The following is a 26,979-nucleotide window of genomic DNA, read 5'->3' as shown; positions in this document are numbered from 1 at the left end:
TTAAAAAGTCTGATCACAAAATATTAAAAAATAATATGATACTGTAGTAAATATCAGGATACCAGGGGTAACATGAAAAATAGGTACCTCTAATTTATTTAGATTGAAATTGTGCATAAAAAAATCAATAATGCCCCAGCCGATATTAGATCTGTTGTTCTGGATAAAGTCTGCTTTTCCTTTTGTAGTTATTATCTATAATAAAAATCATAATACAGGTTTTTAGAACAAGAGTTGTATGGGATCTTTTATGGCTTGTAAAGGTGTTTGTGTGAGGCATAAAGCGCTCCATGGAGGAGGAAGTTACACGCTCAGGTACGCAGAAGGACAGAAAAGATGTCAAGTTTGTCAGATATATCTAATTTGGCAATCTAATAATTACTGTCCTTGTTGTGGAAACAAATTGCGTATAAAACCCCGTGAGGGCGAGCTAAAACGAAGGTGTGATGCAATTCTAAAACAATGAGAGCAACAGGCTTCCACTGTAATAATAACATGATTACTAAATACGACTAGTAGAACTATTGCGTTTGTCTGAAACAAAACACAAAACTAGTTTATCTTATATAAATAAGGTTTAAACTTCTTTAAGTCATTTTTCGAGAAATATCTGCAATATATTTGGCAAAAAATTCATGCCATTTCTAGATTCTGAATTTCTAGAATGAAAATCTGGATCAAAATTATATACCGTTTTTACCAATTGTATTTAGCGAAAGCAAAACCGGCAAATGAAATATTCACTAAACATCTTGAAGGGAGTGAGGATGATTCAAATTAGGGCTACATTCACGTGATAAATGTTTCTGAATCTTTCGATAATCTTGAAGGATTTAGTTAGTGTGAAAACGTGAGAAGTGCTTTTATCATTGCCTGACGTTGATGCCCCGCAGGGTTGTCCTCACCTTTGACTTGGTTGAACTAATCCTTTCTGTTCAAACTGATTTGTCCATTTTTTTAAAGGTAGAAATGACAGAAACTAAGATTGGGAATATAACAATAAATATCAAAAATATGATATAAGTAGTGTCTATCTAGAACTGGAACTATTCGGAGTGATAAATTTATCTATAAAAGGAGATTCTATCATATTTATACCTACTACTCTTCGCTTTATCGCTCATTTCAAGCTGGTTTATTTTCCAGGATTTATTCTCAATTTCAATAATCATAATACAATCTAAATATTTTATTTTCTAAAAAATATTGCACTAAATCAATTGAAGATGTCTACTTTAATGTTGCTTTATGATATAGTGTATGGATGAGAAGTAAACTAGGGGTTTGCACATCAGTTTTCCTCTAGTACTTCTCATTCCATCTTTACACGATCAGAATGTTGATGCTAGATCGTCTCAAATATTTTCAATTAGGACAATCCATGAAACAAATGTTGTAATGATGGGTCCCCTGCATGAAGACTTTGGATAATGTAATTATGAGGATGTTCAAAATTGGCGACCTGGAGTCAATATCAAAAGATGTCCAGTAACAAACCCCAAACAATTTCTTTTCCTTACAAAGTATCAAATTCCAGATAGAACTGCTATCAACAAAAAAACAAAAAGAAAGAGGCACAAGACACCATCCTATAATTCAAGTAGAAAACATTGAGATTCTAAATGATGTAATGCTTTCACACGCACAGACTATTTTCAGCTCAGATTAGAATTGCTGATTAAATTATCCTTTGATAAAAGAAAACATACTTCTTTCCTGCTGGTTTCATATTGGATACAAATTAAATTGATTACAAAAATAACAAAAATCGCAAGTATTGTGTGATGGATCCGGAAAACCATTAGAGATAGTAGAGTAGAGTCAATAAAAAAAAATTCCCCATATTTCTATTACTTTGGCGAAAAAATATCTAACCAGACTATCTGTAGAACTAAATTTAAATAAACCCTGGATTACCATTTCTTTGAGAAAAAAAATTTCTAGAATAGATTTAAACAGCATAAAAGGGGCACAAAAGGTATTAGCAAAGTCGTCAATTAGAAAAATTGATTTAATACGGTCAAATACTTTTTCAAATATATGTGGCAATAACATTTATCTAAAATTAGAGTGTTATCAAAAGACTGGCTCTTTTAAGGTTAGGGGGGCAGTAACCATGATTGATAGATTGGACGCTGATTCAAAACATGGAGGGGTTATAGCAGCGTCAGCAGGTAACCATGCCCAAGGGGTGGCTTATGCATCAGCTATGAATAAGATGTCATGCACAATAGTCATGCCAAAGAATGCTTCTCCGGCCAAAATCGCAGCTACTAGATCTTATGGTGCAAATGTAATTTTAGAAGGTAATAACTATGATGAATCGTCTGTTTATGCAAAGGAAGTTGCTACTAAGGAGGGTAGAACCATTGTTCCAGCCTTTGATGATCCCGATGTCATTGCAGGACAAGGTACAGTGGGACTCGAGATCCTCGAGGATTTGAAGAATATCGATGAGGTGTACGTCCCAGTTGGTGGGGGTGGCTTAATAGCAGGGGTGTCCTTAGCCATAAAAACAATCAATCCTAAAGTTAGGATAATTGGAGTAGAATCTACAGCTTTTCCATCTATGAAAAAGGCTATCAAAAAAGGGAAAATTAGTAAAGTTCAAGAAGGCTATACAATAGCAGATGGAATTTCTGTAAAGTCACCTGGAAAATTACCTTATGAGATAATAAAAGATAGGGTTGATAATATTGTATTAGTGGATGACCTTTCTATAGTAAAGACAATGTTTTTATTGATGGAACGTTCAAAAATTGTTACGGAACCTGCTGGTGCTGCTTCCCTAGCTTATCTGATTTCAAATCAGAAGAGTATTCCAAAAAACAAGAACATTGTATCAATATTATCAGGTGGCAATGTGGACATGTATCTACTAGGTCAGGTAGTTGCAAAGGGATTGATGCAAACAGGTAGACTAATAAAATTGTTTATTGAACTCAAAGATAAGCCGGGGGCCTTGAGAAGTATAGTGAATGATATTGCACAAGCAAACGTAAATATTGTTGAGGTAGTTCATGACAGACTTAGTTCGAATATTCCTGCTGGGACAGCTGGAGTATATCTTAGCTTGGAACTTGAGAACAGAGAGCAGTCAAATGTGTTAGTTGAACTATTCAGCAAACAAAAAATAAATTACAGAATCATTAGATGACGATAAAAAATGTTTAGTTTAGATAACCAAGTCTGATCCTACACATCATAATTCAAAGATCATGATGCATAACAATATTCTCTAAATCCTGCTCTATCAGCTGTTGTGCCTCCTACATTTATAAGAATAAATTCATTTTCTGCGTTTAAGAAGGCTTCATTATATTTGCGACTATTCCTGTGTAATTTTTCGTAATCGTTAATTGATATTTTTGTTCTTTGTCCTATATCCTTATCTAAATCCATTCGCTTTACAAGATCCTTATAGTTTTCTTGGATAACTCCAGAAAATACCATGGCGCTACAACCACTACCGTAAGAACCAAAACCTATTCGCTTATTGTATAAATCTACACCCTTTAAAAATTCAAATTCTAATAAACTTCGCAATCCCATATACATAGAAGCAGTATAAAGGTTGCCAATAACGGCAGATGCCTGCAAAGATGAGGACATTTTGTTGTCGAAAACCTCTTTATAATATTTTGTTTTCATAAACTCCCTTCTAAATTTTTCATCAGCCTTCATAAAGTCGGTGTCAGCCAAGATTGACTCAATAGTACCTCTGGGGTCTTTGGGAACGGGCTCATCCGTACCTATTTCAGAAATAATATTACTCCATCTAGATAAATGTCTCCATTCGTGCCTCAGTAAATAAGCCAAAGCCTTTTCTCCCATTCTTCTATATGGTAAATGCACACTGACGTAGTCAATGTGGTCTATGATTGATTCGTCATTTCCCAGGCTAATTATGCCAGACTTAATTGCCTTTTCCTTATAACCCTCAAGGGCCTTCCTTACTTGAATCAGATAAAGTAAATTAGAGTATAAGCCATTAACTAGTGGCGTTTCTTTTCCAAAAGGTCGATAAAAATCATACTCATTTTTTATAATGGTTGAAGTAACTTTCTCATCAAAAGACAATAGTCTAGGATTATCCTTAATGAGTAGTGCGATAGCCCCAGCACCTTGAGTATATTCACCTGCAGAACCAATGTCATATTTTGCAATATCACTAACAATGACTATGGCTGCCTTATCGTTACTCTCACCAGCACGTATCCAATTTGTGTTATCATACAAGGCGTACGAGCCACTCACACATGCAAACTTGCACTCTATACCACCTGCGTGTTCAAGAGTACTTTCTCCATATACCTGTTCTAACATCCCAATTACAAATGAATTCATTGCTTTAGATTCGTCCAATCCAGATTCAGTAGCTACATAAATTCTTCCTATATCTTGAGGATTAAGATCATTATTCTTCATTAATCTCATACAAGCATTTGCAGCCATGCTTGCCGGATCTTGATTAGCGTCGGCCAAAGCCATCTTTTTGATTCCTATTCCATATTCTAGTTTTTGGGGGTCTATTCCTCTTGCTTCAGCGAAGTCTTTGTAGTCTATATAAAGTTTCGGAACGTAGATAGCCATGTCGTCTATTCCAACTGGCACAATTGTAAAGTTTATGAAAATACATTTATAAATCTATTTAAATAGGCCCTTGTGTATCGCCATCCAAATTCTAACTACAGATTTTGTTTATAGAAACTCATGCGTTTAATATTTTTAATACTGTTTTACTATATCATATGAGTTGTTTCTTTCTGCTGGTCTGTATCCCATAGCCTTTATCGCAGTAATAATGTTCTTAGATAACAATTCTGTAGATCTTGCACCAGTGGCACTTACAACTTCTTCTCCTATGAGAGTTCCTCCAAAGTCGTCAGAACCGTGGTAAATTGCTAATTGCGCCATTCCAATCCCATTTGTAAGCCATGATGATTGGAGATGATCTATCAAACCCTTAAAGACAATCCTTGACACCGAAATCATCTTTAATAATTCAAACCCGCCCATAGGATGTTGTACTATCCCACTGTCTTGAATTTCTGTTTTATTGGGTTCAAAACTCCATGGTATAAATGCCATAAACCCATTGGTTTTTCTTTGTAAATCTGCAATCTTGAGGATATGACGAGCCCTGTGTTCCACGGACTCTACAGTTCCATACATCATAGTGGCGGAAGATTTAATCCCGATACTGTGGGCCTTTTCCATGATGTCTAACCATGTTTGACTAGATATTTTGAGTGGACTTATAATATCCTTAACTTCATCAACCAGAATTTCTGCACCTGCTCCAGGTAGCGATTCAAGACCGGCGTCTTGCAAACGCTCCAATACTTCTAATGACGATGTCCTATCAACTCTTGCTATCATGTCTATCTCTGAAGCAGATAATCCATGGATTGCAACGTCTGGGCATTTTGCTTTGAGGGTCCTGAAGATATCCTCGAAATACTCGGTATTTAATTTTGGGTTATGTCCCCCTTGAAAGAGGACTTGTTTTATATTGTAGTTAGCTTTTGCAAAAACGACCCTATTGAGAATTTCTTCCTTTGATACAGTGTATGATTCCTCATGTCCAGGAGGTCTATAAAAAGCACAAAACTTACAATAAGTAACGCAAACATTCGTATAATTTAATATTATATTATTGATAAAAGTGACATTTTTGCCAAACATGTTCTCTCTAATGGAGTTACCAACCAACCCTAAACGTTGAATCTCTTGTGATTCTAACAAGTAAATTACATCATTTAACTTAACTTCATGATTTTCTAGAATTCTATTTATTGTATCTTCAATTTCAGAGTGTTTAAAAATATCATGTTGAACCTCGGTATTTTGCAATGATTGTTTAATCTTAATCTTGGTATAATTTATTCTTTGATTTTTGGACAATTGCTTTTGAGCATTAAAAGCACTTATATTTTTTTATGTGGTATGCTCTATATTGTCCAATACTCTAGTAAGACCTACTGCCGCCTTAGAGAAGGTGATGTCAGGTGATGAGTTGACATTTAATGAAGGTGTCGATTTGCTTAAGAATGAGAATCTGTTTTTGCTAGGAAATGCTGCGAATCAACTGAGAAAAGAAATTCGCGGAGATAACGTAAGTTTTGTTTCATCCTATTACTTAAATTACACTAATGTTTGTGCTGCAAGTTGTCAGCTTTGTGCTTTTTATAGAAAGGAAAAAGATGATGATGCATACACACTATCGAATGAACAAATTGTAAAAAGGGCCGAGTTTGCTTTAAATGACCTAGGTGCCACTGAACTTCATATCGTAGGAGGATTCAACCCAAAGTTGGGATTGGAATATTATGAAGACATGTTTAAGTCAATAAAAAACCGTTTTCCAAAGGTAATAATTAAAGCGCTCACCCCTGCTGAGATTTTTTTTATATCGCGGGTTACTAAAAATTCAGTCAAGGAAGTTTTAGAGAGGCTGAAATATGCTGGCCTAGATGCGTTGCCCGGCGGTGGAGCGGAGATATTTAGTAAGCATACTCGTGACAAAATTGTGTTAGGTAAATGTTCAGGGGAAGAATGGTTAGATACAGTCTATCAAGCCCATAAAATAGGTTTGAAAGGCAATTGCACAATGCTTTTCGGTCATATAGAAACTCCAGAGGACATTGTTGATCATATCATAAAGTTAAGGGAATTAAATAAGAAAACTGGAGGATTTACAACATTTATCCCACTAAAATTTAGCTTGGAAAATACGCAGCTGGAAAGGGAACACACGCTCATTTCTGAAAGTCCGTCAATTTATGATCTTAGAATAATAGCGATATCAAGGCTTTTGCTCGGTAAAGTACTCAAAAATGTATCGGTGTATTGGATAGCTTTAGGTAAAAAATTAGCTCAAGTAGCATTATGTTATGGCGGTAATGACTTGGTCGGAACAGCTTTTTCAGAGGAAATTTTTAAGGCTGCAGGTAAACCAAACCAAATTTCTATTAACGAGCTGAACTTTCTGATCAGAGAAATCAAGCGAAACCCTGTACAACGAGACACATTTTTCAATATAATAAAATAAAATAATGTACTTGGCTTAGCATAATGATTCGTTCTTAATTTCAAATTCATTCATCTGATGGTAAAAGCTACCAATACTCCAGATATCTCACCATATCATAACTGGTTTATTTTTTATAAAATCTAATAATAGATAACGGAGCTCGCAAAATTAATACCTTCACAAAAAAATCAAATGATGAGAATCAAAAAAAAGGTCCGAATTAGAACTGCATATTCAAAAAGAATAGTTTAGTGGAGGAATACTTTTAATTATGCCTTTATCTCGTGCCATCTCAAACATCCTAGAAATTGCCTCTCTTCCATCTTTACCCATATCTACGGTATAGGGGTTGACATACATTTTGACAAATTTGGTTAGTGTTGATTTTTCGGTTCCCCTACCATATTTGGTGGAAAATTCTATGGCCTCTTCTAGATGATCTAGACTGTATTTAATCGAACTTTGCAGCAGTCTATCAAAGGCATTGATCATATTCTTATTCATCAATTTAGAACTAGCCACATTGATTCCTAATGGGACAGGCAATCCGCTAGTTTTTTCATTCCACCATTCGCCCAAATCAAACAACTTATTAAAATCATCCTTAGAATAAGTGATCTGGGATTCATGTATTACTAGTCCATAGTCAACGGTTCCATTAATGATCGCCTTAGGAATCTCACTAAAAAGCATTTCACGGCAATTTAATTTCCCAAGGGCTATCGACATCAAAAGATACGCAGAGGTCATATATCCAGGGATTCCAACAATGTTATTTGAAATGTCATCTAAGGATTTTTTGTAGGAAATAATAATTGGGCCATAGTTAATTCCAAAACTGCCTCCACTGCTTAGTATTTTATAATCTTTGAGAAATGCAAGTGCATGTGCGGATATAGCCGTTACCTCTAACTCATGGTTAATCGCCTGTTTGTTTAGTTTTTCGATATCATCTACTTGGTGCATAATCTTAAAGTCTCCCATTGGAATGAGCTCTTCTTCTATTGCGTAAAACATGAAAGCATCATCAGCGTCGGGTGTATGTCCCACTCTAATTTCTAACACCATGAGTTAACATTTTTTTTGATTAATTGTTGTCATATAAGTTAACGGGTTGGTCAACTTTAAACATTCGATAGTCCTGCTATGTGGTCTAAATTGTATGTTTTCAGATTAGGATACCTGATTGGAATATGTATTACTGTTGTAGCCTCCCCCGATCCGCCGCTATCTGCCTTTAATAACTTGAAACTAATAAAAGAAAGTTAGAAAATTCAACCCCTTTTACATGGTTTTTCATAACTATCTTACACAAGGAAGGTTTAATAACCCTAAAAAAACTTTTTTGAAATATAGGATGCCCAAGTTTAAATCGACTCAAGATATTATCAGAATAATTGGAAATAAAGATCAAATTAGAAATTTTGGGGTTATTGCTCATGTAGATCACGGTAAGACTACGATGAGTGATAGCCTTTTGGCCGCTTCGGGAATTATCTCCCCAAGTGTTGCAGGACAAGCATTGGCCTTGGATTCCATGAAACTAGAACAGAATAGACAAATGACAATTAGGGGAGCTAATGTGACTCTATTCTACGAAAATGATGATGGTAAGGAATATGTCATAAATATGATAGATACACCTGGGCACATTGATTTTACTGGTAGAGTTACTAGAGCCCTAAGAGCAATCGATGGGGTAGTCGTAGTTTCAGATTCGGTAGAGGGTATAATGACACAAACCGAAACAGTAACTAGACAAGCATTAGAGGAACGAGTTAGGCCCGTATTATATATAAATAAAATCGACAGGTTGGTAAAAGAATTACGTTTGGATCCTGCTGCCATGCAAAAGTGGTTATCTAACATTATCGCAGAGTTTAATAGATTAGTAGATCTCTACGCCGAGCCTGAACTGAAGGAAAAATGGAAGGTAAGCATCCAGGGAAATACAGTTGCATTCGGATCTGCAAAGGATAGATGGGGTTTTAATTTTAAGGTGGCACAGAAAAAAGGGATTAGCTTCAAGGACGTTTATGATGCATACACATCGACCGATCCTACATCTATCAAAAAGTTATCCGAAAGAGCACCTTTGCATGACGCAGTTCTTGGTATGGTGGTTCAACATCATCCTCCACCTCACGTAGCACAAAAATATAGAATTCCAAAAATTTGGCCAGGTGATTTGGATTCTGACATTGGAAAGGCTCTCTTAAATTGTGATGAAAATGGTCCGGTTTTGATGATGGTAACAACAATTAACGTTGATCCTCAGGCCGGGAGGGTTGCGACTGGTAGATTATTCTCGGGTACGATCAAAGACGGAGACGAAGTTTTTCTTATAGATGCTAAGCGAACTGGAAAAGTACAATCTGTGAATATTTATATGGGGAACACACGTGAAGTCGTAAGTGTTATTCCATGTGGTAACATTCCGGCTTTATTGGGGTTAGATTATGCTGTGGCAGGTGAGACTATTTCATCGATCAAAACAGTACCTGCTTTCGAATCCATAAAGTATGTTTCTGAACCTGTAGTTACCATCGCCGTAGAACCAAAGCATCCAAAAGATTTACCAAAACTTGTTGAAGGGTTGAGAAGAATTACTGTTGAGGATCCAAACCTAATTGTAAAGATTAATGAAGAAACTGGAGAGACACTAATGGCTGGTATGGGAGTGTTGCACCTTGAAATTGCAACTTCCTTATTGCAAGAATTAGGCTTAGATATTAAAACGACACAACCTTTGATTAACTACAGAGAAACCATTAGAGGAAGAGCAGGACCAATAATGAGCAAATCACCAAACAAACACAACAAGATATTTTTGAGGGTAGAACCATTGAGTGAGGAAGTTATCGATATGATTAGGACAGGACAATTGCGAGAAGATATGGACAAGAAAGAAATGTCTCGCTTGCTTAGGGAAAAGGGTTGGAGTACGGATGACGCTAGGAGCGTGGTTACAGTTGACCCAACTGGCAATATGCTTTCTGATGAGACAAAAGGAGTTCAATTTATTCAAGAGTCCATGGATTCAATAAAATCAGGCTTTGAGGATGTAATTCATTCGGGGCCGATTGCTCAAGAATCTGTCAGGGGTTTGCGCTTTGTTTTACACCACTTTGTCCCTCACGAGGATCCGGCACACAGGGGTTTGGCTCAATTAATGCCTGCAACAAGAAGAGCTATGCTTGGATCGATGTTGATAGCAGATCCTGTGTTGTTAGAACCGATCCTAGGTATAGAAGTAAAATGTCCACAGGAACAGATAGGTACAGTTGCCGGAATATTGTCCGGTAAAAGAGGTAAATTGCTAAACGTAGATCAAAAGGGTGTGATTGCTATTATCTTGGGTGAAGTACCTGCCTCCGAAACATTTGATTTGTCTGAATTGATGAGGGGGGGAACAGCCGGAAAAGCAATGTGGAGTACTTATTTTAAAACATGGCAAGCAGTTCCTCAGTCAGTCATAAGAAATATTATTACCGACATAAGAAAAAGAAAGGGCATTAATCCAGAACCACCTTCACCTGATGAATTCATAGATAAAGAATAACCGCAAACAAGGAATCAAACCCTAATTTTTCTTTAGGAATTTAGATAAATCATTTTATTTGACAAGATTCAAGATAAGTTTTTCGAAGCATATTCATCATAAAAAATAGAGATCCAAATAACATTGGTATACTTATAACCACGAACAAGATCTGATAGAAGTTTAATGATGATAAAAGCACCATGGAGCTAAAGCCCACTAGAGAGTAAAATAAGCTACCAGTGCAGGTCGGACATCCTACAAATAATCCGGTAGAAATTCCTACAGCTCCAAATAGGTTTTTTTTTGACATTTTAACTGTTCGATTTTTTGATAAAATGAATATGTTTAGGGTAACATTCAAACCAACTAAAATAGATAGTGTTATCCCAATTATTAAGTTCAGAGGTATTATTAGAATAGATAAGCTTTCACCTAATTGAAGAATCAGCATTGGCAGATATCCAATATAATTGCAGCAAATAATGAGTTTGTAGCTGGGGTAATCAATGCTCCTAACGAAGTCTTCATTTAGACTTTCTGTTTCCGAAGCATTTTGGTGACGATTGGTCGCATGAGACACGTTTAATTCATGTGGTAAATGATCAGATGGGGGAATGGGGTAAATTGAAAATACGGTATTTTCATCCACGAAATAAATAAAGATATTTGAAAGAAACCCAAAGAATACAAAATAAATCAGACTAGAAATTACAAAAATGAGTTTGTACTTTGTTGATTTAAAAGGAGATTGCAAGTGGTACAGCAAATTCTGAGGATTGTTTTCAATTTTTGATTTTGAAAAATAATATTTGTAAATACTCAAATAAAAAAGGAAAAGACAAGATAAATAACCTATCAGCACTGATGCAGCAAGTGAGTATAATGAATCAGACAAAAAAACTTCTACGCCGGGGGAAGTAATGCGGGAATAAGAATAAAGAATAATGAATAAAACTGTACCAATCAATGATGGAATTGCTATTCCGTTTTTATACTTTGAATAATTCTGGTACTTATTCAATTTCATATTAATTTCATTGCAAGTTCAAAATAAGCGTTTCAGAATGTACCTGCCAAAACAATCTTGAGTAGAAAAAACTACAAATCTTCCCAATATTTGACATATTAGCTGTTTACAGATCTAACACCACGCCTTAACAGCAAAAAAAAGGCATTGAAAATGATTTTTTGGCCCGCCCTCTTTCTCTCTGGTTTTGATTTGACAACCTAAATATAACAGCGAACAAATTTTTTAGAATTGTGAAATTAAATTATCTTGATATTGATCAAATGCCATTTTTAACTCCGTCAAATCATATCTTTGATAGAAGCAGCAAAATCGTTTAAATGAGGATAAGGAAGAGAAATGGACGTCAATATCTGGAATTCGATTGAAAACAAATGGTTACAAATTTGGGAGCAAAATGCAATAAATACATCGGATCCTATTTCGGGCCAAAAGAAATTTTTCATTACAGTTGCCTATCCATACCCAAACTCACCACAGCATATTGGACACGGAAGAACCTACACTATAGCAGATGTACATGCCAGGTACAAGATGCTTAGGGGTTATAACGTACTCTTTCCTATGGCTTTTCATTATACAGGTACCCCAATTCTAGGGATGGCAAGGAGGGTACAAGCAGGAGATAAAGAAATCATAGAAAATTTCAGTAAAATATACAATATCAGTGACGAAGATATACTTACCTTTAAGGAGCCTCTTCAAATAGCCAAATATTTTCATAATGAGATAAAGGCTGGAATGAAAGAGATGGGGTATTCAATTGATTGGAGACGGGAATTTACAACCATTGATCCTATATATAAGAAACTAATATCTTGGCAATTTGAAACTCTTCATAAGCTCGGGGTGATCGAACAAGGGTCTCATCCAGTTGGTTGGTGTCCTAATGATTCAAACCCAGTTAGCCAGCATGATACTTTGGGTGACATTGAGCCATCATTTACAGAGTATTCCCTGATCAAATTCAAGCTTAAACATGAGAACATATTCATACCTGTAGCTACATTAAGACCAGAAACTATTTTTGGAGTGACTAATCTTTGGATAAATCCAAACGAAGAGTATGTTGTCGTACTTGTCAACGAAACTGAAGATTGGATATTAAGCAGATCCGCCGCAAAGAAATTAGAGTATCTGAATTATTCAATTAAAGTAACCAGGACACTTTTAGGCAAAGAATTGATTGGCTCGTTGGTTTTATCTCCATTAACGACCCGATTTATTCCAATTTTGCCCGCTACATTTGTTACTTTAGAAGAAGGCAGTGGAATCGTAATGTCGGTTCCTGCTCACGCCCCATTTGATATGCAAGCCCTATTGGATTTTACAAAACAATCTTCAGATTACCCTGCCGTATTGAGTCCAGACACGATTGTTCCTATCGTAATTATAGATTCTAAAATTCAAGAACAGTATGATCAAATATCAGACAATGTTGGTAGTGAAACTGCTACTAATACAAAAGGACGTTCTATTAAGGATACAGAAAAAGAATATAAGGGAAATGAAGTGATTCCATCAAGGGTTTTCCTAACAAAATACAATATATCTCACCAAAATGATCCTAATTTAGAGAAGGCAACATCTGAATTATACGCTACAGAATTCTATAGCGGGAAAATGAACGAAGGAACTTTTGAATATTCTGGAATGCCGGTTTCAAAGGCTAAAGATTTAGTCAAAGACCGGTTAATTGCTTTAGGGGAATCTGTTCCGTTTTTCGAAATGACTAACAAACCAGTTTACTGTAGATGCGGGACTCTATGTTTTGTCAAATTATTGAATAACCAATGGTTTTTGAACTATGGTAATCCTGAATGGAAAACTTTGGCTTTTGAATGTTTAAACAGAATGGAAATAATACCCAATGAAATAATTAAAGAATTTAAGAACGTATTTGATTGGCTTAAGGTTAGAGCTTGTGCGAGAAAAACTGGGTTAGGTACACCATTACCATGGGACAAAGACTGGATCATCGAGAGTTTGTCTGATTCTGTTATCTACATGGTATATTATATCATTTCTAAATATGTAAATTTGTACCATTTGGAAAAATATTCCAATTTTGTAGATAATGCATTTTTTGATTATGTTCTTTTGGGTGTCAGGTCTGGTCATTTCCTTGCCCTTGACGAAAATGATAATTTCTCAGACGATCTGGTTTCCATTCCGATTGATCCTAATTTGGATAAATCGATCTTCACTGAGTTTTTACTTCAATCAAAACAAATTCGTGAAGAATTCAAATATTATTATCCTTTGGATTCTAGACACTCAGGGAGAGACTTGGTACCAAATCACCTGTCTTTTTTTATATTTAATCACTCAATAATATTTCCAAAATCTTTATGGCCTAGACAAATAGTAGTCAACGGGTCTGTTTTAATGGACGGAAAGAAAATGTCAAAATCTATGGGAAATATAATACCATTGAGAAGTACTATAAAGCAGTTTAACGCAGATTCCATAAGAGTGGCCATGTTAGTTTTGGGAGAATTATTACAAGATGTTGATTTTTCCTTTTCAACTCTTAAGGGTATATATTCGAAACTAAACGAAATTTATGAATTTGGTAAAGACTTTATAACAAAACAAAAGACTGCTACAAACCCAAATGGTATAGACGAAAACTTTTCTGACCTCTTTATTGATTTAGAATGGGAGGATAAATGGTTACTTCAACGTGTAAACTCTACCATCAAAGATATTACTAATTCATTTGAAGAAATGCGAATAAGAGATGCTCTAAATACAGTACATATTTGATGGATAAAGATTTTGAATGGTACAAGAAAAGAAAGGAATCCAGATCTGATCGCGTGTCTAAAAATAATACGGATATTTTTGTCATTTCATACTTTTTTAGAGCAAGAATCAAAATGCTGGCACCTTTTTGTCCATTTCTTGCGGAGGAGATGTGGGAGTTTTTAGAACCACAAAAAGGATCCATTTTTCAGAATAGTTGGCCCAGTGTAAAAAGTGAATTTGTTAACCCAGTTACAGATGAAAACGAATTAGAGATTTCAAATATCCTTGATGATTTGCATAAAATCTTGAAGGTGACAAGAAATACACAACTAAAAAATATCCATATATATTTATCATCAACTGACAAAAAAATCCTCTATGATAAAGTTTTAAATCTGGTAACAAACGCTAAAACTAAGAATTTTGGAATTGTTATGAAATCATTGCTTTCGGATTCTTCAATCTCTGCTGAACATATGAATTTAGTGAAACGCAATCCGGATTTCATTAAGAAAATAAATGAGGATATTTTATCACTATCCCCTTTAGCACAAGAGAGAAGGATAAACTTAGGTTTGTTTGATGAATACAGCGCGTTAATGGATGGAATTGGATTGCTATCCGCTGAATTTGGCATCCAGGAAACTTGTATCAAGGTATACTACGAAGATGACTCCAAAATACATGACCCCAAAGCTAAAGCAAAGTTCTCCAGACCCTTTAAGCCAGCAATATATCTTGAATGATAAATTTAACCTAATGTTTGGACTATTATTATGTTCAAGCTTCCAATACGTTCCTCCAGACTAAGCATCTGATAATCCCAGATAGAATTAATCTATTTTTTTTGGAGATGAACTGTTGAAATACCAATTTTCATACTACCAATCACTTTAAGAATTTGAAAGTATCGAGTATCGTATCAAATGTTTCCTGGCTTTCTTTAGATTCAAATTGCTCGACTGTATTTTGAAAAGCCAAAAGAAATCCTTGACCATCATGAGAAACAAGGAAGCGTTTAATTTTGATATTTCCTGATTCAGAGGGATAAATACTGGTAGTGTATGCGGTCTTATTACCATTTATCTCATACGGCTGGGTTCCTACTTCCTCAATTAGAATTTCTATATCCCCAAGTGATGATTTCAACCCCTTTTCTAAACCAAAAATTCTCAGCCCAACGTTTGCCTCAGTTGACAATTTGATTAGATTAAATTGCAAATCTTTATTTCTTAAATTAATGCTATAGTTAGCCTCACCGTCTGAGGGATCATCCTGAGATAAAAGGGACGAGTTGTAAAAAAATGAGATCCCCATGTTTTTACTATAAAATCTTTTGAATAAAATGTCATCCATTATTTTTCTAGATGACAAATAACTAGCATTCATTGTTTTTAAAATCTACTGTTATTTTTCAATTTAGATTCTGATGACTACTATCGTGGATTAGTAGCTTTTCGTTTCTGTAGTCTATCCAGATAGTAGTAAGACACAAAATATAAGAAGAATCCACTAACTACCACTATAAAACCATAAATAGAAACAGATTCTCTATCAGACAAACTTCCAAACCCCACAAGAATTGCTCCAAGGATCATTAATGCGATGCCAACCCTTAATGGACCCGGCATTTTCCTTTTTTTTGGTTTGGGCGCCCTTTTTGCAACCATCTAATAGATTACTTACCTGGGATCTTCTTTTTAATCATATCCATTTGCATTCCAAATAATGAAATCAATTTATTTGTCATTAATGGTACAGTCAGATATTATGAAGATCGCTGTAGTTGGGATAGGTGTTGCAGGTGCATATTTAATGAATCAACTTAGTGATCTGCACGATATACATGTGCAGGGTTTTGAAAGAATGCCTGAAAAGGAGCATGATGCCGTGTGTGCTTGGGCTACCTGCGATAATGTAATGAGAGATTACGCCAAAGTATGTGGTCTAAACTTTGACAACTATGTTTTGCATGATGGAAAAAAGATGAGGGTAGACATTGGGGAAGCGATAAACTCTGGTAATACAATTGACATTAATTTAAAAGGTATGATAAGCTATGATAAGTTAAAACTAATCCAAGATATGATAAGTGGTACCGATATTGTGTTTGAAAAAGTACCAAATAAGAAAAATCTTGAACAAGATTTTGACCTGATTATTGATTCCACCGGATTTCACAGACACTATTTACCCAAGTTAAGCGATGAACTGTGGATACCATGTATTCAATATAAAGTAAAATATGATCAAGTACCTTTCGACGATTTTTATTTAAAGGCCTTTCCGTTGTTATCAGGCTATTTTTGGTACTTTCCCTTAGGCAATGGATATGCACATATAGGCTCAGGAGACTTTAGAAGAAAACAAACTCATGTTTTTATGGATTCATTTATGAAAAAATATCCATGCCAAGTAATCAAAAAGGTAGGTAGACCAGTTAGGATTACACCTCCCTCAAAATGCCTTCCATTTGATGATGGAAACAAGACAATTGGAGTGGGAGAATCAATAGGTACGGTGTATGCTCTTTTAGGTGAAGGTATCATCCCATCTACCATTTGTGCTCAACTCTTCGTTGACAATTTATACGACAAAGAGAGATACTTTTCACAAGTGTTGTCAACATTCAAAATTTATTCTAGTGTATATAACTTTATAAAAAAGCGAATTTCTCAAAATTTTAACATTCTAAAGGATTTTGTTGAATTAATTAAAATTTACAAGTACATGAAAAAAAATGAGGATCGGTTTGGAATGGAAATAAATATGCTAAATCTCTTTAAACTTACAAAAATCTAATAATACGCCTAATTTTGTTTAAACCGCTCACTGGTAATCGTTTTACAAATTCCTAAACCTAACCTTTATGATTTCATCTTGTGCTGCAGTGAGATTAAAGTAAGTACTAATATCCCAAATAACGCGATTCCGGTTGAAAGATGACTAGCAACTACAATAGGTTGCAATTTTGTTGCAATTACTGCCCATCCAAGAATTATTTGTGAAACAAGGAGAGTTGATGCTATGGAAAGTTTTATGCTTAAATTCCTGTTTCTAATCTTGATGAATGAAAATGCAGTAAATGAAAATAATGACAGGGCCAGAATTAGTCCTAAAAATCGATGAAAGTGTTCATAAAAGTATTCCTTTGGAGGAAATCCAAAGCCGTTTGGACATAGAGGCCATGTCTTACAAGAGTATCCCTGATGAATTGATGATAGATAAACACCTACAATCATTATAGAAAAGGTTAAACTCAGAATTATGAAAGTAACTACAAATAGTGATTTGCTTGGGAAGCCATCCTGGCCTTTGCTCATCAAATTAAATAAATATTCATTTTTCTATCGTATTTTTAAATGTTTATAGCGATCTAAAATTTATTAGAGTCCCTAAATTCAAAATAGTGATCTCAAATCTATGAAATCTATAAAAATTTCTTGGCATTTCATTATCATTTCACCATTACTAATCATTTATTTCATGCAATTTGTCTCCCAGTCAGGTGAACCTACCAGCATTCGAGGATTTAATGGGACACTTTACAGTAAATCTCGAGGTTTTCTTGAAAATAATAAATTACCTGACACTACCCAAAATAATAATTTCAGCACATTAATTTTTTCAAATCCCCTCTATTTATCAAATGATACTCTAATGCTAGGCAAAATCCCACTAGAAACATCAAACACAATAAATAGGGAGGCTCAATTTTTTGTTGAAAGAGGAATAATCAATACTTCAATGGTAACGTACAAAGTGGGATATTATATCAAGGATTCCGAAAAGAATGGGTCTAACTCTGATTCTATACCATTGAGCATCGACCACAAGTCCAAAACAGGACCAAATTATGCCGACGGATCTGGGATTTTCCTGACCGAGAATGGGGGCACTATTGAATGGGACGAATTCTACCAAATTATCAACAAGTCAGCTGGTAAGGTTCCTTACTCAGGAATGATTTTTTTCCTCCTACTGTTAACAAGAATGATGAATTATCTTTACTTAAAAATCGACTGGGATCGTATAAATTTTCAATCGATTATGACACTACCACTTTTCGTTCTGCATTCTGCATATACTACTAATTCTGATACTAGCACCCATAGAACGATATGGTTCTGGTCCAATACCACTAATTAGTATCAAAATTTGAGTTGATAAAAACTATCTTCAAAGTATTGATAAAGGGAAAATCTATATGATAGTCAAAAAGAGAAAAAGAAAGACAAAACCTAAAAAGTCAAAGAGACTCCAGAAAAAATCGAATATCTCCTTGAATTCGTTACCAACCATGGATGGCGTATTATTTGAAGAACAAGAGAAAAATGTTCCATCAATTGTACCGAATAAAAATAAAGAAGAAACCAAAAAAATCCTGAAATTAATAGTTTATATAAATGAATTCGATAGAATAAACAAAGAAGGCAAACAAAAATGCAGAAATAACGACTGTGAAAATTTGGTTTGTAAACCATTTAGAAAATATTGTTCGAGAAAATGCAGCGTGGAATTTACGAGATGGTATAATAAGAATTTTTATTGGCGTAATATTCGAAATAGCATTTTGAAGAGGGATGATTATACATGCCAGATTTGTAGATTGAAATTGAATAAAAAGAAAAGATACAATAAGAAAATTGGAAATTGGCTTGAGTGTGATCATATCATACCTAAATCCTACTACACTTTTTTAGGATATAATTTTGACACTTTAGAAAATAAAATTAAGACAGTATTGGAATTTCTACATAATGATAGTAATCTAAGGACTTTGTGTTATAAATGTCATAAACAAGTAACACTAAATAACCTCAAGACAAAGTCATTACTTATTGATATAAACAGTGATGATTGATAGAACATAATCAAGGCTGTAATTATTAAATCATGGTTTGATCTAATATTTTCTGTAACCAGATTGAAGAATAATATTTAGAATAATACTGACATAGTATGATGAGCCAGCACGACGGGCCCAGAGATTTATAAATTATCTTGCATTTAAGAAAGAAATCTATATGATCTATATGCTTTATGATTACATCTAATTATTATGCTAGATTTTATGCGAATACTTACATAAAGAAATTTATAGTATATATCATTAATAGGTTTAACAAATTTGAATAACATCTTGGCAGACCAAACTCTAGGGTTAAAAAAGAGAATTCAAGATGACCTACGACGTCTGGACGAAATCTACAGAGTCGGGGTTGAAATTGAAATTTGTTTACTTGATGACAAATCACTGCCTGTGAACGCACATACTTTGATAAAGGAATTGAGTACCAAGTATGACGTAGATTTTGAATATGGCAAGTGTCAATTTGAAGTTAAAACTGACCCAATTTCAATGCACAGTTTGTCAATGGTGAATGTTTTTTTCGAAGAATTCATAGATTATCTGGCTGTCGCAATTAAGAAAGTCTTCAAGAATAGGAATGTAATCCCAGTTTTTCTTGGAGGAAATCCTTCTCCTGAGATATTCAAAAAGAAGTTGATAACAAGAAAAGAGCGTTATCTGAATATCTATGAATGGCAAAAAAGGTTTCCAAAAATCGAGATTGATGGTCAGCAGTTCAAGGCATGTGACATAGCCACTGCGATACAGGGATTTCACCTTCATTTACAAGGTCTAAATCCTGTTTATACTACATACATGTTCAATTATATTTTAAATTTATTACCTTCAGCAATATTGCTAGGTTCAAATAGTAGATTATTTGCGGGCAAACTATTTTCGCTTTATGAACCACGTGTTTATCTATATGATCATTCAGAACAACAAAATTCTGGGTTTCCGGCCATTGCAAAATATTTAGACCGAATTGAAGATTATGTAGACTACATTGCCTCCAGACCAGGTTCTGCTAATACTAATGATTATTTTGGTCTTGAAAAAGATAGACACGATGATCTTAGGATAAGGTTGAATTCACCTTATTACAGGGTTGAAACAAGAATAATGTCTGTTCAACCAACCCCAAAGGAAATTGTGGCGATGATAGAGTTTTTTATCGGGTTTTTGTATCGCTCTATTCTGGAGGGAAAACCTTTACGACCATTATCATCTATCCGAGAAGAAAGGCTAGCCGTGATCCGTACGGGTACAATTCTAAAACTCATTTCAATATTTCAGAAACTGCAAAGACTCAATTGCATGTGGCCAAACAAGGATTGAAAGATTTAGGGCTTGGACCTGAATTTATTGGTATACTTGAAAATAGACTAGAAAACAAGACCTCTCCTGGAGAATACGTTACCAGATTATGGGAATCTAATTTTAATGGGAATGTTTATCAAACAGTATCCGAAATCATTCAACATGTTTGGGATAAAACAAAAAATAATTCCCCTTTACTTTAGAACTTTTCTACAATATTTGTTATATTCATATTTTCTATCTTTTTGTTCAGTTAAATTTTCCTCTAATTCATTTAACAAAATATTAATAGATAATAATGTGTGTTAAATGAGTCAGACGGGATATGGGAACAAGGAAGGTTTTTTAATTATTGTGGTTTATTGGGAGACAGATGAATTAGTTGGATAATGTATTACTCCCTGCTTCTTTGACCGATGATCAAATGAATGATCTAATATCCGACTTGCAAATATTGATAAGGCAGCCTAGCATTTCTGCAACAAATCAGGGACTGGAGGAGTGTTCGATCCTTTTGTCAAATATGATGAAAAATGCTGGAATTAAAACAGACCTTTTATTCTTGGATTTAGAAGAACAAATAGAAAGTAGAACTATCAGCCGAATACCTCCGATAGTGTATGGTGAGGTTAAATCAAAATCTAATCCCAGCGGAAAGACAATTTTATTTTATAATCATTATGATGTTCAACCAGTGGATCCAATAGAAAAGTGGAACGAGGATCCTTTTAGTGGGAAAGTAATAGGCAATCACATATACGGTCGAGGATCCTCTGATGATAAAGGCGAACTAATTACTAGGATAAAGGCCGTAGAATATTATTTGCAAGAGACAGGAGACGTGCCTTGCAACATTAAATTCCTAATAGAAGGTGAGGAGGAAATTGGAAGTCCAAATTTGATCAATTATGTTCAAAGGTACAAGGAAGAATTCAAATCCGATTTGGTAATCTGGGAAAGCGGTTATATTGATAAAGACGACAGAGCAATAATTTCATTGGGTCAAAAAGGCATCCTGAATGTAGAAATAAAAGTACATGGACCTAGTCGGGACGTTCATTCAAGTTTAGCAGTTGCAATTGAGAGCCCTGCTTGGAGATTAGTTCATTTATTGTCTTTGTTATATAACCCCAATGACGGAAAAATTCTAATTAAAGAATGGTATGACGAGGTAACGTCTCTAAGTGAAAAGGAATTACAATTAATTGCCAATGAACCTTTCAATGAGGAAGCATTCAAAAAGGAATACGGAATATCATGTTTTATAAAGGGACAATCTTCTTACGAGATAAAGAAAGCCCTCGCCACAGAACCTTCCTGCAACATTTCAGGACTGGTTACAGGCTATACCAATAAAGGAGTAAAAACAATACTTCCCTCGACCGCTACCGTCAAGATGGATTTCAGATTAGTCCCAAATATGGATCCGAAATTACAATTCAATAAATTGGTAAAATACTTGAGATCAAAAGGATATTCAGAAAAAGATGTAACTATACACTATCTAAGCGGTGAGCCGGCATTTAGAACACCATTAAATAATGAATTTGTAAAATTAATTGTAGATTCCGCATCAAAGATATTTAATGGCGTCGTTTTAAATGTCTCCTCGTCAGGCACTGGGCCCATGTATGTTTTTAAAGATATCCTAAACGTAGATTCAATTTGCATCGGAAGCACTATTTTACCAAACAAAATGCATTCACCAAATGAATTCACTAATCTTGACCTCTTAAAAAAAGGTACGAGGTGCTTTATTGAAATCATAAAGAACTTTTCTAAAAGTTAAACTTTTGAGAAGGCACGAAACATTTTGTCAATCTCCTTGAATCTATAACTATTTCTCAGATAGTAGATTCAATCACACAATCGATTTCGATATTTTTACTTTCTAATAGAAATTATCAAATAAAAGGATAAATACAAAAGAAATATAGAATTTTTGTGCAAAATTTAGTTATTTTCGTTATAGGGCTAAGTTTACTTTCAGCAGTTTGTGTTCCAAACGCGTTTGCAGTATTTCATAGAGAGGACTTTGTTATTACCGACTTTGGCGTCAATAATGGAGTCCCATTCATGGAATTACAAGGTCAGCCTGGTAGGTCATTTTCAGTAGATGGTGGAGATGAAAGTTACTATGCATATACTTTTGTAACCAATAATGGCATCTTTGCAGCATCGGTCGCCTTAGATGAAGATGGGAACAAACCGTATTATAGTGCTGATCATTTTGATATCAAAAAATTCCAAATAGGCGAATGCGTCAATCACAAGACCGCTACCGGCGAGCCAAAATTCAGTGGTAAAGTAGCTGAGTACGTTCCAAAGGAAACCGTTATTTCAAATGTATCAAAAGCATACACTTTACAAATCTTTGCTGATGACCCCGATGATGATTGCGAGACCGGAGAACATATTCATAAGATATTTTCAAGCAAGTGACAGGATAACCTGTTTCTCCTTTAAGTAGGGTACAAGCCAGATCTTAATCTATTATCTTTTTTAACCATGGTTGAATCAAGAACTACATAATACAAGTTAGAGGTTAGAAGTTACAGCTCCATGGTACACCAGCAAGATCTGATCCCGCTGTATAAAAAAATATCTTAAGATTTTGGTTTGTAAGGTTCTAACTTCCTAGTAATCTTATTTATAACATATTTTTCCGGATCATAATCATATTTTTTCCCTAATTCTTCCAAATAATTCTGAACATCATGCCAAGCTTGGCGTTTTTTGCTGATGAGGTCTGATGCAGAAGATTCTGGACTTAAATCAGTTAAAGGTCCTTGTTCATTTGCGGAGGTTAAATCCAGAGCTGTTTGATACAACTTCGAAATTTTTTCAATTTCAAATTCCGAAAATGTCACAGCATCTCTGTTTGATTCATTATTGCCAGGATCGGACATTCTTATCCTTCTATCAAGATCTTATCTTACTAATAATATAATGTCTGTGGTTGGGGAGACGAGGCGAGATTAATCAAATTATAGCCTTGGATATGAAAAAAATAAATTCAAAAGCCTATAGTTGATTTGTTTCAAAAAATTCCTATTTGTTTTTAAACAAACATCTAAGAAAAAAATAATTAAATATAATTAAAAAAATACGTCATGGTTGTAGATTTACTGAAATTGATTTCCTACCAGCCTGATCCCTGAGCGCCTTCACCACCATGCATTCCTTCCATACCCATGCCATATTCACCATATCCTCCACCATTCATTCTATCCATACCCATGCCATATTCACCTTGCATTCCTTTCATTTTCTTGTCTTCATGACCTTGAGAGTGCATCATTTTCATCCATTCCATCATAGAAAGAGGCTTTGTTTGTAAAACTAATCCAGTTCCTGGGTCAACTAACACTTTAGTAAATTTCATGTCTGGGGAGGCTAGAACTACTGAAATTACAAGGAATCCATCTTTCTCCTGACCATTGGCTGACATTGCAAAAGAACCATTACCCACTGATTGTTCGGCAGTGGAGATAGCCTGTGGTAATGTTACATTAAATTTATCTCCAATAGCTTGAAACATTGTTTGCATCATGTTCAATGTTCCGTTGATTTTTTCATACTTTTCATGTCCTTTCATCATCATTGGGTTGGCATAACTATCTTTCTTCATCATCATATCGTCTCCACCAGTCATATTTGTTGAGCTCGGTACTACCTGTTGAATTAGTTTGGGCTAGGGCAGTATTTGAATTCATCAATGGTAGAAATCCAATTGTCGCTGCCAATAATCCTGCTAGAAACACAAAGTTCAATGAATTTTTTGTATTCATTGTAGTTTAATGAAATTCAAAATATAAAAGTATATACTATATTATTTCAATAGAAAATTATTACTTGTTTTCTGTAGTAAAGGAGCGCCATTCTATTTCATTCACTAAGGTTTATCCTCTTAATGCATGCAATTCAAATTAAAATAACTAAGGCTGAATTAATGATTGATTTTGTACAAAAAGGGTTAAGCTTTTAATTGTTATAGTTACCTTAAATATAATAGTTCCTTCTATTTGAAATGCTCAATTAGGAAGAGTCCATAGTACTCTACCCCTCCTTCCCAGTGATATTGCCAAATTAGAATATTCAATCAGGTCATGAAAAGACAAACTAATTTTCAATTTCAGTTTTAGAAGGACCAATGTATCTCTATTAGCGTATTTTGGTTATTATATTAGTGACCGGATGGTAGGTCTGATATCTCTTTTCCTCCTTATGCATCATCAGAATTATTTGAACTAGCGCCGACTAATAATTCCAGGGAATGTTGCATTAAGGGCTATCTAAATGGGCTTTTATCAAATAGAGTAAACTTTTAAAGTACATTGGGCCGTAGTTGAAGTTACCCCCTCGAAAAAAGAAGTAAAAGATGTCGAACCAGAGGATTTCTATACACATAAAAAAATCAATGCTTTTTTATTTTCGAAATTTCTAAAAACAGATAAATTACTGCAATTATTTCAAACCTACCTATAATCATGTTAATTATTAGTAACACTTTTGAAAACAGATCAGCATTGATGTTTGTTATCCCAGCTGTTAATCCTGTAGTGGTTAAAGCTGATACTGATTCAAATAGAGAATCTAAAAAATTTTTTTCTGTAAGAAATGATAAAAGCGTACCAGTAAAAAAAGACATAAAGATAAAAAGGAATATAACGAGGATTGCTTCGTTAAACGTTTTTTCTTCCTTGTGAATTTCGGATTTTCTTTCATAGCCGTGATATGCGTTGTCATACCTAGAAGAAACTGCTGAAATTGATCTCGTTGTAACATCTGCGGAAAATTTCTTACTTGTCAATTTCTGAACTATTTGTAGTATTCTTCCAACTTTAATCCCACCCGCAGTTGAGAAAGCTGTTCCTCCAATTAGCATCACAATTATTAATAAAATCTTGCCGTCATCAGATAAAAGTGTGATATCTATAAATTGAAAGCCTGTGGTTGATGCAGCACTTACAGTGTGAAAAATTCCAGTTACGATATTTGCAGTGGGATAAGACATGAAAAGAAGATATGTGAATATGGGAATAGCAGTAAACATAATTCCGAAATATAAGATTACTTCTGGACGCATCTTTGTAGTATGCATTTCCTTACTAAAAACAGCATAATGAAAAGCAAATGGAAGTGCAGAAATTATCATGCCAGCCATTATGACAAATAATTCTAAAAAGTTTTCAGAAATTAAGGATGTAGAAGAAGGAACGAAACCTCCACCCGTTACCGCGCTAAATATTAGCGAAATATTAGATATAATATTATGGTTTCCAGAAATATATAATAAAATAGATAGGGAAACAGTGTAGATACTAAAAATAACTCCAATCGTAAGTATCAATTGTTTTAACCTCAGACTTCCCCCACCTAACATTCCTTTCATATGAGCCAACTTTCTTTCGGGATAGAAGAATGTGATTACCAAATATACGAAGCTTAAACCACCTATCCACTGGGTAAACGCTCTATAAAAATCAAAACTCTCTGGGAGATCTTCGGGATAAACTAGCATGGATAACCCAGTAGTTGTAAAACCTGATGCACTTTCAAAGAAACTGTTTACTACTAGAGTTACCGGGTCTATTCCCTCACCGAATGGATTTACATACATGTATGGGATACTTCCAAAAAAACTTAGTAATACAAAACTAAAGACCATGAGAATTGACGCCTGTCTGAGGTTCATTGGCGTCTTTTCTCCATAGGCATTCAGGATGAATCCAGTAATAGACATTGTGGTAATTCCAAGGAAAATTCCAGTTGCAGAAACCACTTCACCCATCGCTGTGGCTAAGATGGCTGGAGCAACAAAAAGTAAGCCTGAAAATTGAAGTATGAATCCAAGATTTCCCCAAATGGGTTTGTATCTTTCCCTAATTACCACTCTATAGCTTCTAAATTGTCGTTCTAAGACGGAAGTTCTAATAGCATTTGCCAATCCTTCTTGGGTTACCATACCCAAAATATGCACATTATCGGTTACAGGAATTCTCTTGATAAGATTTAGTCTCATTAGTTCTAAGGCTTGTCTTACATTTGCCTTTGCAGAGATAGTAATGAGGGGGGATGACATTATTGATTTGATGGGGACTTGGTCAGAATCTTCTCCTCTCATGACAATTTTATCTAAAATATCACTATCAGTTATAATCCCTACATATTCTTCTTTTTTGTTCGTTACAATAATGGTTTCGGCCTTTTTTCCATGCATTAATTTAACAGCGTTTGCTGCGTCTGTATCTTCATCTAAGATAATATAATTATGGTGTGCGTACGTTAATACAGGACGGTTGAGAGGGTCTGTGTCCATTATTTCTTCAGAATTCATCTAAGATGGTATGACAAATCATTTTAAACTTTTCTATGCATCTAGCTTTAAAAACCATAATAATAGGAAAATTTTCATTATCATTGTCAACTTTTTGTGAATCTAAATT

Annotated in this window: 23 protein-coding genes; 12 read left to right on the top strand and 11 right to left on the bottom strand. The window is 34.6% G+C overall.

The window, feature by feature from the left end:
• The first annotated feature begins 1,924 nt into the window (after nucleotides 1-1,924).
• A complete protein-coding gene (gene ilvA, locus AAGU22_RS07340) occupies nucleotides 1,925-3,157 on the top strand; it encodes a threonine ammonia-lyase (RefSeq protein ID WP_458721539.1) in 1,233 nt (410 codons plus the stop codon).
• A gap of 59 nt (nucleotides 3,158-3,216) precedes the next feature.
• Here ilvA and AAGU22_RS07335 read toward each other — a convergent pair whose 3' ends face one another.
• Nucleotides 3,217-4,614 carry a hydroxymethylglutaryl-CoA synthase family protein gene (locus AAGU22_RS07335; protein WP_458721538.1) on the bottom strand — a complete coding sequence of 466 codons (1,398 nt, stop codon included), beginning with the start codon at nucleotides 4,612-4,614 and terminating at the stop codon, nucleotides 3,217-3,219.
• Between the two features lie 114 nt (nucleotides 4,615-4,728).
• A complete protein-coding gene (locus tag AAGU22_RS07330) occupies nucleotides 4,729-5,829 on the bottom strand; it encodes a CofH family radical SAM protein (RefSeq protein ID WP_458721763.1) in 1,101 nt (366 codons plus the stop codon).
• A gap of 130 nt (nucleotides 5,830-5,959) precedes the next feature.
• On the opposite strand from AAGU22_RS07330, the gene AAGU22_RS07325 reads away from it, so the two are divergent.
• Nucleotides 5,960-7,054, top strand: a complete 1,095-nt coding sequence (locus AAGU22_RS07325; protein ID WP_458721537.1) for a CofH family radical SAM protein — start codon at nucleotides 5,960-5,962, stop codon at nucleotides 7,052-7,054.
• A gap of 216 nt (nucleotides 7,055-7,270) precedes the next feature.
• Here AAGU22_RS07325 and AAGU22_RS07320 read toward each other — a convergent pair whose 3' ends face one another.
• A complete protein-coding gene (locus AAGU22_RS07320; RefSeq protein ID WP_458721536.1) occupies nucleotides 7,271-8,104 on the bottom strand; it encodes a menaquinone biosynthesis family protein in 834 nt (277 codons plus the stop codon).
• A gap of 289 nt (nucleotides 8,105-8,393) precedes the next feature.
• Between AAGU22_RS07320 and AAGU22_RS07315 the strand changes: the two genes are divergently transcribed.
• The gene (locus AAGU22_RS07315) at nucleotides 8,394-10,598 is read left to right on the top strand and encodes an elongation factor EF-2 (RefSeq protein ID WP_458721535.1); all 2,205 of its coding nucleotides are present in this window, start codon (nucleotides 8,394-8,396) and stop codon (nucleotides 10,596-10,598) included.
• Nucleotides 10,599-10,647: 49 nt separating this feature from the next.
• On the opposite strand, the gene AAGU22_RS07310 is transcribed toward AAGU22_RS07315, so the two are convergent.
• Complete coding sequence (locus tag AAGU22_RS07310; RefSeq protein WP_458721534.1) at nucleotides 10,648-11,601, bottom strand: hypothetical protein; 954 nt, start codon at nucleotides 11,599-11,601, stop codon at nucleotides 10,648-10,650.
• 345 nt (nucleotides 11,602-11,946) lie between these two features.
• On the opposite strand from AAGU22_RS07310, the gene leuS reads away from it, so the two are divergent.
• Both leuS and AAGU22_RS07300 read left to right on the top strand, forming a co-directional pair.
• A complete protein-coding gene (gene leuS, locus AAGU22_RS07305) occupies nucleotides 11,947-14,376 on the top strand; it encodes a leucine--tRNA ligase (protein ID WP_458721533.1) in 2,430 nt (809 codons plus the stop codon).
• Nucleotides 14,376-15,104 (top strand): class I tRNA ligase family protein, encoded by a 729-nt coding sequence (locus AAGU22_RS07300; protein ID WP_458721532.1) that lies wholly within the window; start codon nucleotides 14,376-14,378, stop codon nucleotides 15,102-15,104. Before leuS ends, AAGU22_RS07300 begins: the two co-directional genes overlap by 1 nt.
• Before the next feature lie 142 nt (nucleotides 15,105-15,246).
• Here AAGU22_RS07300 and AAGU22_RS07295 read toward each other — a convergent pair whose 3' ends face one another.
• Together AAGU22_RS07295 and AAGU22_RS07290 are read right to left on the bottom strand one after the other, a co-directional pair.
• A complete protein-coding gene (locus AAGU22_RS07295) occupies nucleotides 15,247-15,747 on the bottom strand; it encodes a hypothetical protein (protein ID WP_458721531.1) in 501 nt (166 codons plus the stop codon).
• Nucleotides 15,748-15,794: 47 nt separating this feature from the next.
• Entirely contained in the window at nucleotides 15,795-16,028 is a 234-nt protein-coding gene (locus tag AAGU22_RS07290) for a hypothetical protein (RefSeq protein WP_458721530.1), read from the bottom strand.
• A 58-nt stretch (nucleotides 16,029-16,086) separates the two neighbouring features.
• On the opposite strand from AAGU22_RS07290, the gene AAGU22_RS07285 reads away from it, so the two are divergent.
• Nucleotides 16,087-17,160: an NAD(P)/FAD-dependent oxidoreductase gene (locus AAGU22_RS07285; protein ID WP_458721529.1), complete on the top strand. Its 1,074-nt coding sequence runs from the start codon at nucleotides 16,087-16,089 to the stop codon at nucleotides 17,158-17,160.
• A gap of 65 nt (nucleotides 17,161-17,225) precedes the next feature.
• Here AAGU22_RS07285 and AAGU22_RS07280 read toward each other — a convergent pair whose 3' ends face one another.
• Entirely contained in the window at nucleotides 17,226-17,681 is a 456-nt protein-coding gene (locus tag AAGU22_RS07280; RefSeq protein ID WP_458721528.1) for a COX15/CtaA family protein, read from the bottom strand.
• Nucleotides 17,682-17,844: 163 nt separating this feature from the next.
• Here AAGU22_RS07280 and AAGU22_RS07275 point away from each other — a divergent pair, with 163 nt between their 5' ends.
• The 6 genes from AAGU22_RS07275 to AAGU22_RS07250 all read left to right on the top strand — a co-directional run bounded on the left by AAGU22_RS07275 (nucleotide 17,845) and on the right by AAGU22_RS07250 (nucleotide 22,972).
• Nucleotides 17,845-18,507 (top strand): hypothetical protein, encoded by a 663-nt coding sequence (locus AAGU22_RS07275; RefSeq protein WP_458721527.1) that lies wholly within the window; start codon nucleotides 17,845-17,847, stop codon nucleotides 18,505-18,507.
• Between the two features lie 58 nt (nucleotides 18,508-18,565).
• Nucleotides 18,566-19,222, top strand: coding sequence for an HNH endonuclease (locus AAGU22_RS07270; protein WP_458721526.1), 657 nt, complete (start codon nucleotides 18,566-18,568; stop codon nucleotides 19,220-19,222).
• Nucleotides 19,223-19,489: 267 nt separating this feature from the next.
• Nucleotides 19,490-20,548: a hypothetical protein gene (locus AAGU22_RS07265; protein ID WP_458721525.1), complete on the top strand. Its 1,059-nt coding sequence runs from the start codon at nucleotides 19,490-19,492 to the stop codon at nucleotides 20,546-20,548.
• Nucleotides 20,530-20,733 carry a hypothetical protein gene (locus tag AAGU22_RS07260; RefSeq protein ID WP_458721524.1) on the top strand — a complete coding sequence of 68 codons (204 nt, stop codon included), beginning with the start codon at nucleotides 20,530-20,532 and terminating at the stop codon, nucleotides 20,731-20,733. Before AAGU22_RS07265 ends, AAGU22_RS07260 begins: the two co-directional genes overlap by 19 nt.
• Before the next feature lie 179 nt (nucleotides 20,734-20,912).
• Nucleotides 20,913-22,319 (top strand): M20/M25/M40 family metallo-hydrolase, encoded by a 1,407-nt coding sequence (locus tag AAGU22_RS07255; protein WP_458721523.1) that lies wholly within the window; start codon nucleotides 20,913-20,915, stop codon nucleotides 22,317-22,319.
• 155 nt (nucleotides 22,320-22,474) lie between these two features.
• Entirely contained in the window at nucleotides 22,475-22,972 is a 498-nt protein-coding gene (locus tag AAGU22_RS07250) for a hypothetical protein (protein WP_458721522.1), read from the top strand.
• 164 nt (nucleotides 22,973-23,136) lie between these two features.
• Here AAGU22_RS07250 and AAGU22_RS07245 read toward each other — a convergent pair whose 3' ends face one another.
• The 4 genes from AAGU22_RS07245 to AAGU22_RS07230 form a co-directional block, all read right to left on the bottom strand.
• Nucleotides 23,137-23,439, bottom strand: a complete 303-nt coding sequence (locus AAGU22_RS07245; protein WP_458721521.1) for a hypothetical protein — start codon at nucleotides 23,437-23,439, stop codon at nucleotides 23,137-23,139.
• Nucleotides 23,440-23,672: 233 nt separating this feature from the next.
• Entirely contained in the window at nucleotides 23,673-24,161 is a 489-nt protein-coding gene (locus AAGU22_RS07240; protein ID WP_458721520.1) for a hypothetical protein, read from the bottom strand.
• Nucleotides 24,148-24,321: a hypothetical protein gene (locus AAGU22_RS07235; RefSeq protein ID WP_458721519.1), complete on the bottom strand. Its 174-nt coding sequence runs from the start codon at nucleotides 24,319-24,321 to the stop codon at nucleotides 24,148-24,150. Before AAGU22_RS07235 ends, AAGU22_RS07240 begins: the two co-directional genes overlap by 14 nt.
• A 626-nt stretch (nucleotides 24,322-24,947) precedes the next feature.
• Nucleotides 24,948-26,870, bottom strand: coding sequence for a potassium transporter TrkG (locus AAGU22_RS07230; protein WP_458721518.1), 1,923 nt, complete (start codon nucleotides 26,868-26,870; stop codon nucleotides 24,948-24,950).
• Between the last annotated feature and the right edge of the window lie 109 nt (nucleotides 26,871-26,979).

The sequence above is a fragment of the Candidatus Nitrosocosmicus sp. R genome (assembly GCF_054408505.1).
The sequence above is the reverse complement of the archived record's forward strand: the minus strand, read 5'-3'. Positions and strand labels throughout refer to the sequence as shown.

Bases quoted from the DNA above. Each gene is read 5' to 3' on its own strand.
- AAGU22_RS07300 (WP_458721532.1), top strand. From the start codon at position 14,376: ATGGATAAAGATTTTGAATGGTACAAGAAAAGAAAGGAATCCAGATCT.
- AAGU22_RS07285 (WP_458721529.1), top strand. From the start codon at position 16,087: ATGAAATCAATTTATTTGTCATTAATGGTACAGTCAGATATTATGAAG.
- AAGU22_RS07295 (WP_458721531.1), bottom strand. From the start codon at position 15,747: ATGAATGCTAGTTATTTGTCATCTAGAAAAATAATGGATGACATTTTA.
- leuS (WP_458721533.1), top strand. From the start codon at position 11,947: ATGGACGTCAATATCTGGAATTCGATTGAAAACAAATGGTTACAAATT.
- AAGU22_RS07320 (WP_458721536.1), bottom strand. From the start codon at position 8,104: ATGGTGTTAGAAATTAGAGTGGGACATACACCCGACGCTGATGATGCT.
- AAGU22_RS07230 (WP_458721518.1), bottom strand. From the start codon at position 26,870: ATGAATTCTGAAGAAATAATGGACACAGACCCTCTCAACCGTCCTGTA.
- AAGU22_RS07275 (WP_458721527.1), top strand. From the start codon at position 17,845: ATGCAATTTGTCTCCCAGTCAGGTGAACCTACCAGCATTCGAGGATTT.
- AAGU22_RS07235 (WP_458721519.1), bottom strand. From the start codon at position 24,321: ATGAATACAAAAAATTCATTGAACTTTGTGTTTCTAGCAGGATTATTG.
- AAGU22_RS07280 (WP_458721528.1), bottom strand. From the start codon at position 17,681: ATGAGCAAAGGCCAGGATGGCTTCCCAAGCAAATCACTATTTGTAGTT.
- AAGU22_RS07315 (WP_458721535.1), top strand. From the start codon at position 8,394: ATGCCCAAGTTTAAATCGACTCAAGATATTATCAGAATAATTGGAAAT.
- AAGU22_RS07240 (WP_458721520.1), bottom strand. From the start codon at position 24,161: ATGAAGAAAGATAGTTATGCCAACCCAATGATGATGAAAGGACATGAA.
- AAGU22_RS07245 (WP_458721521.1), bottom strand. From the start codon at position 23,439: ATGTCCGATCCTGGCAATAATGAATCAAACAGAGATGCTGTGACATTT.
- AAGU22_RS07270 (WP_458721526.1), top strand. From the start codon at position 18,566: ATGATAGTCAAAAAGAGAAAAAGAAAGACAAAACCTAAAAAGTCAAAG.
- AAGU22_RS07290 (WP_458721530.1), bottom strand. From the start codon at position 16,028: ATGGTTGCAAAAAGGGCGCCCAAACCAAAAAAAAGGAAAATGCCGGGT.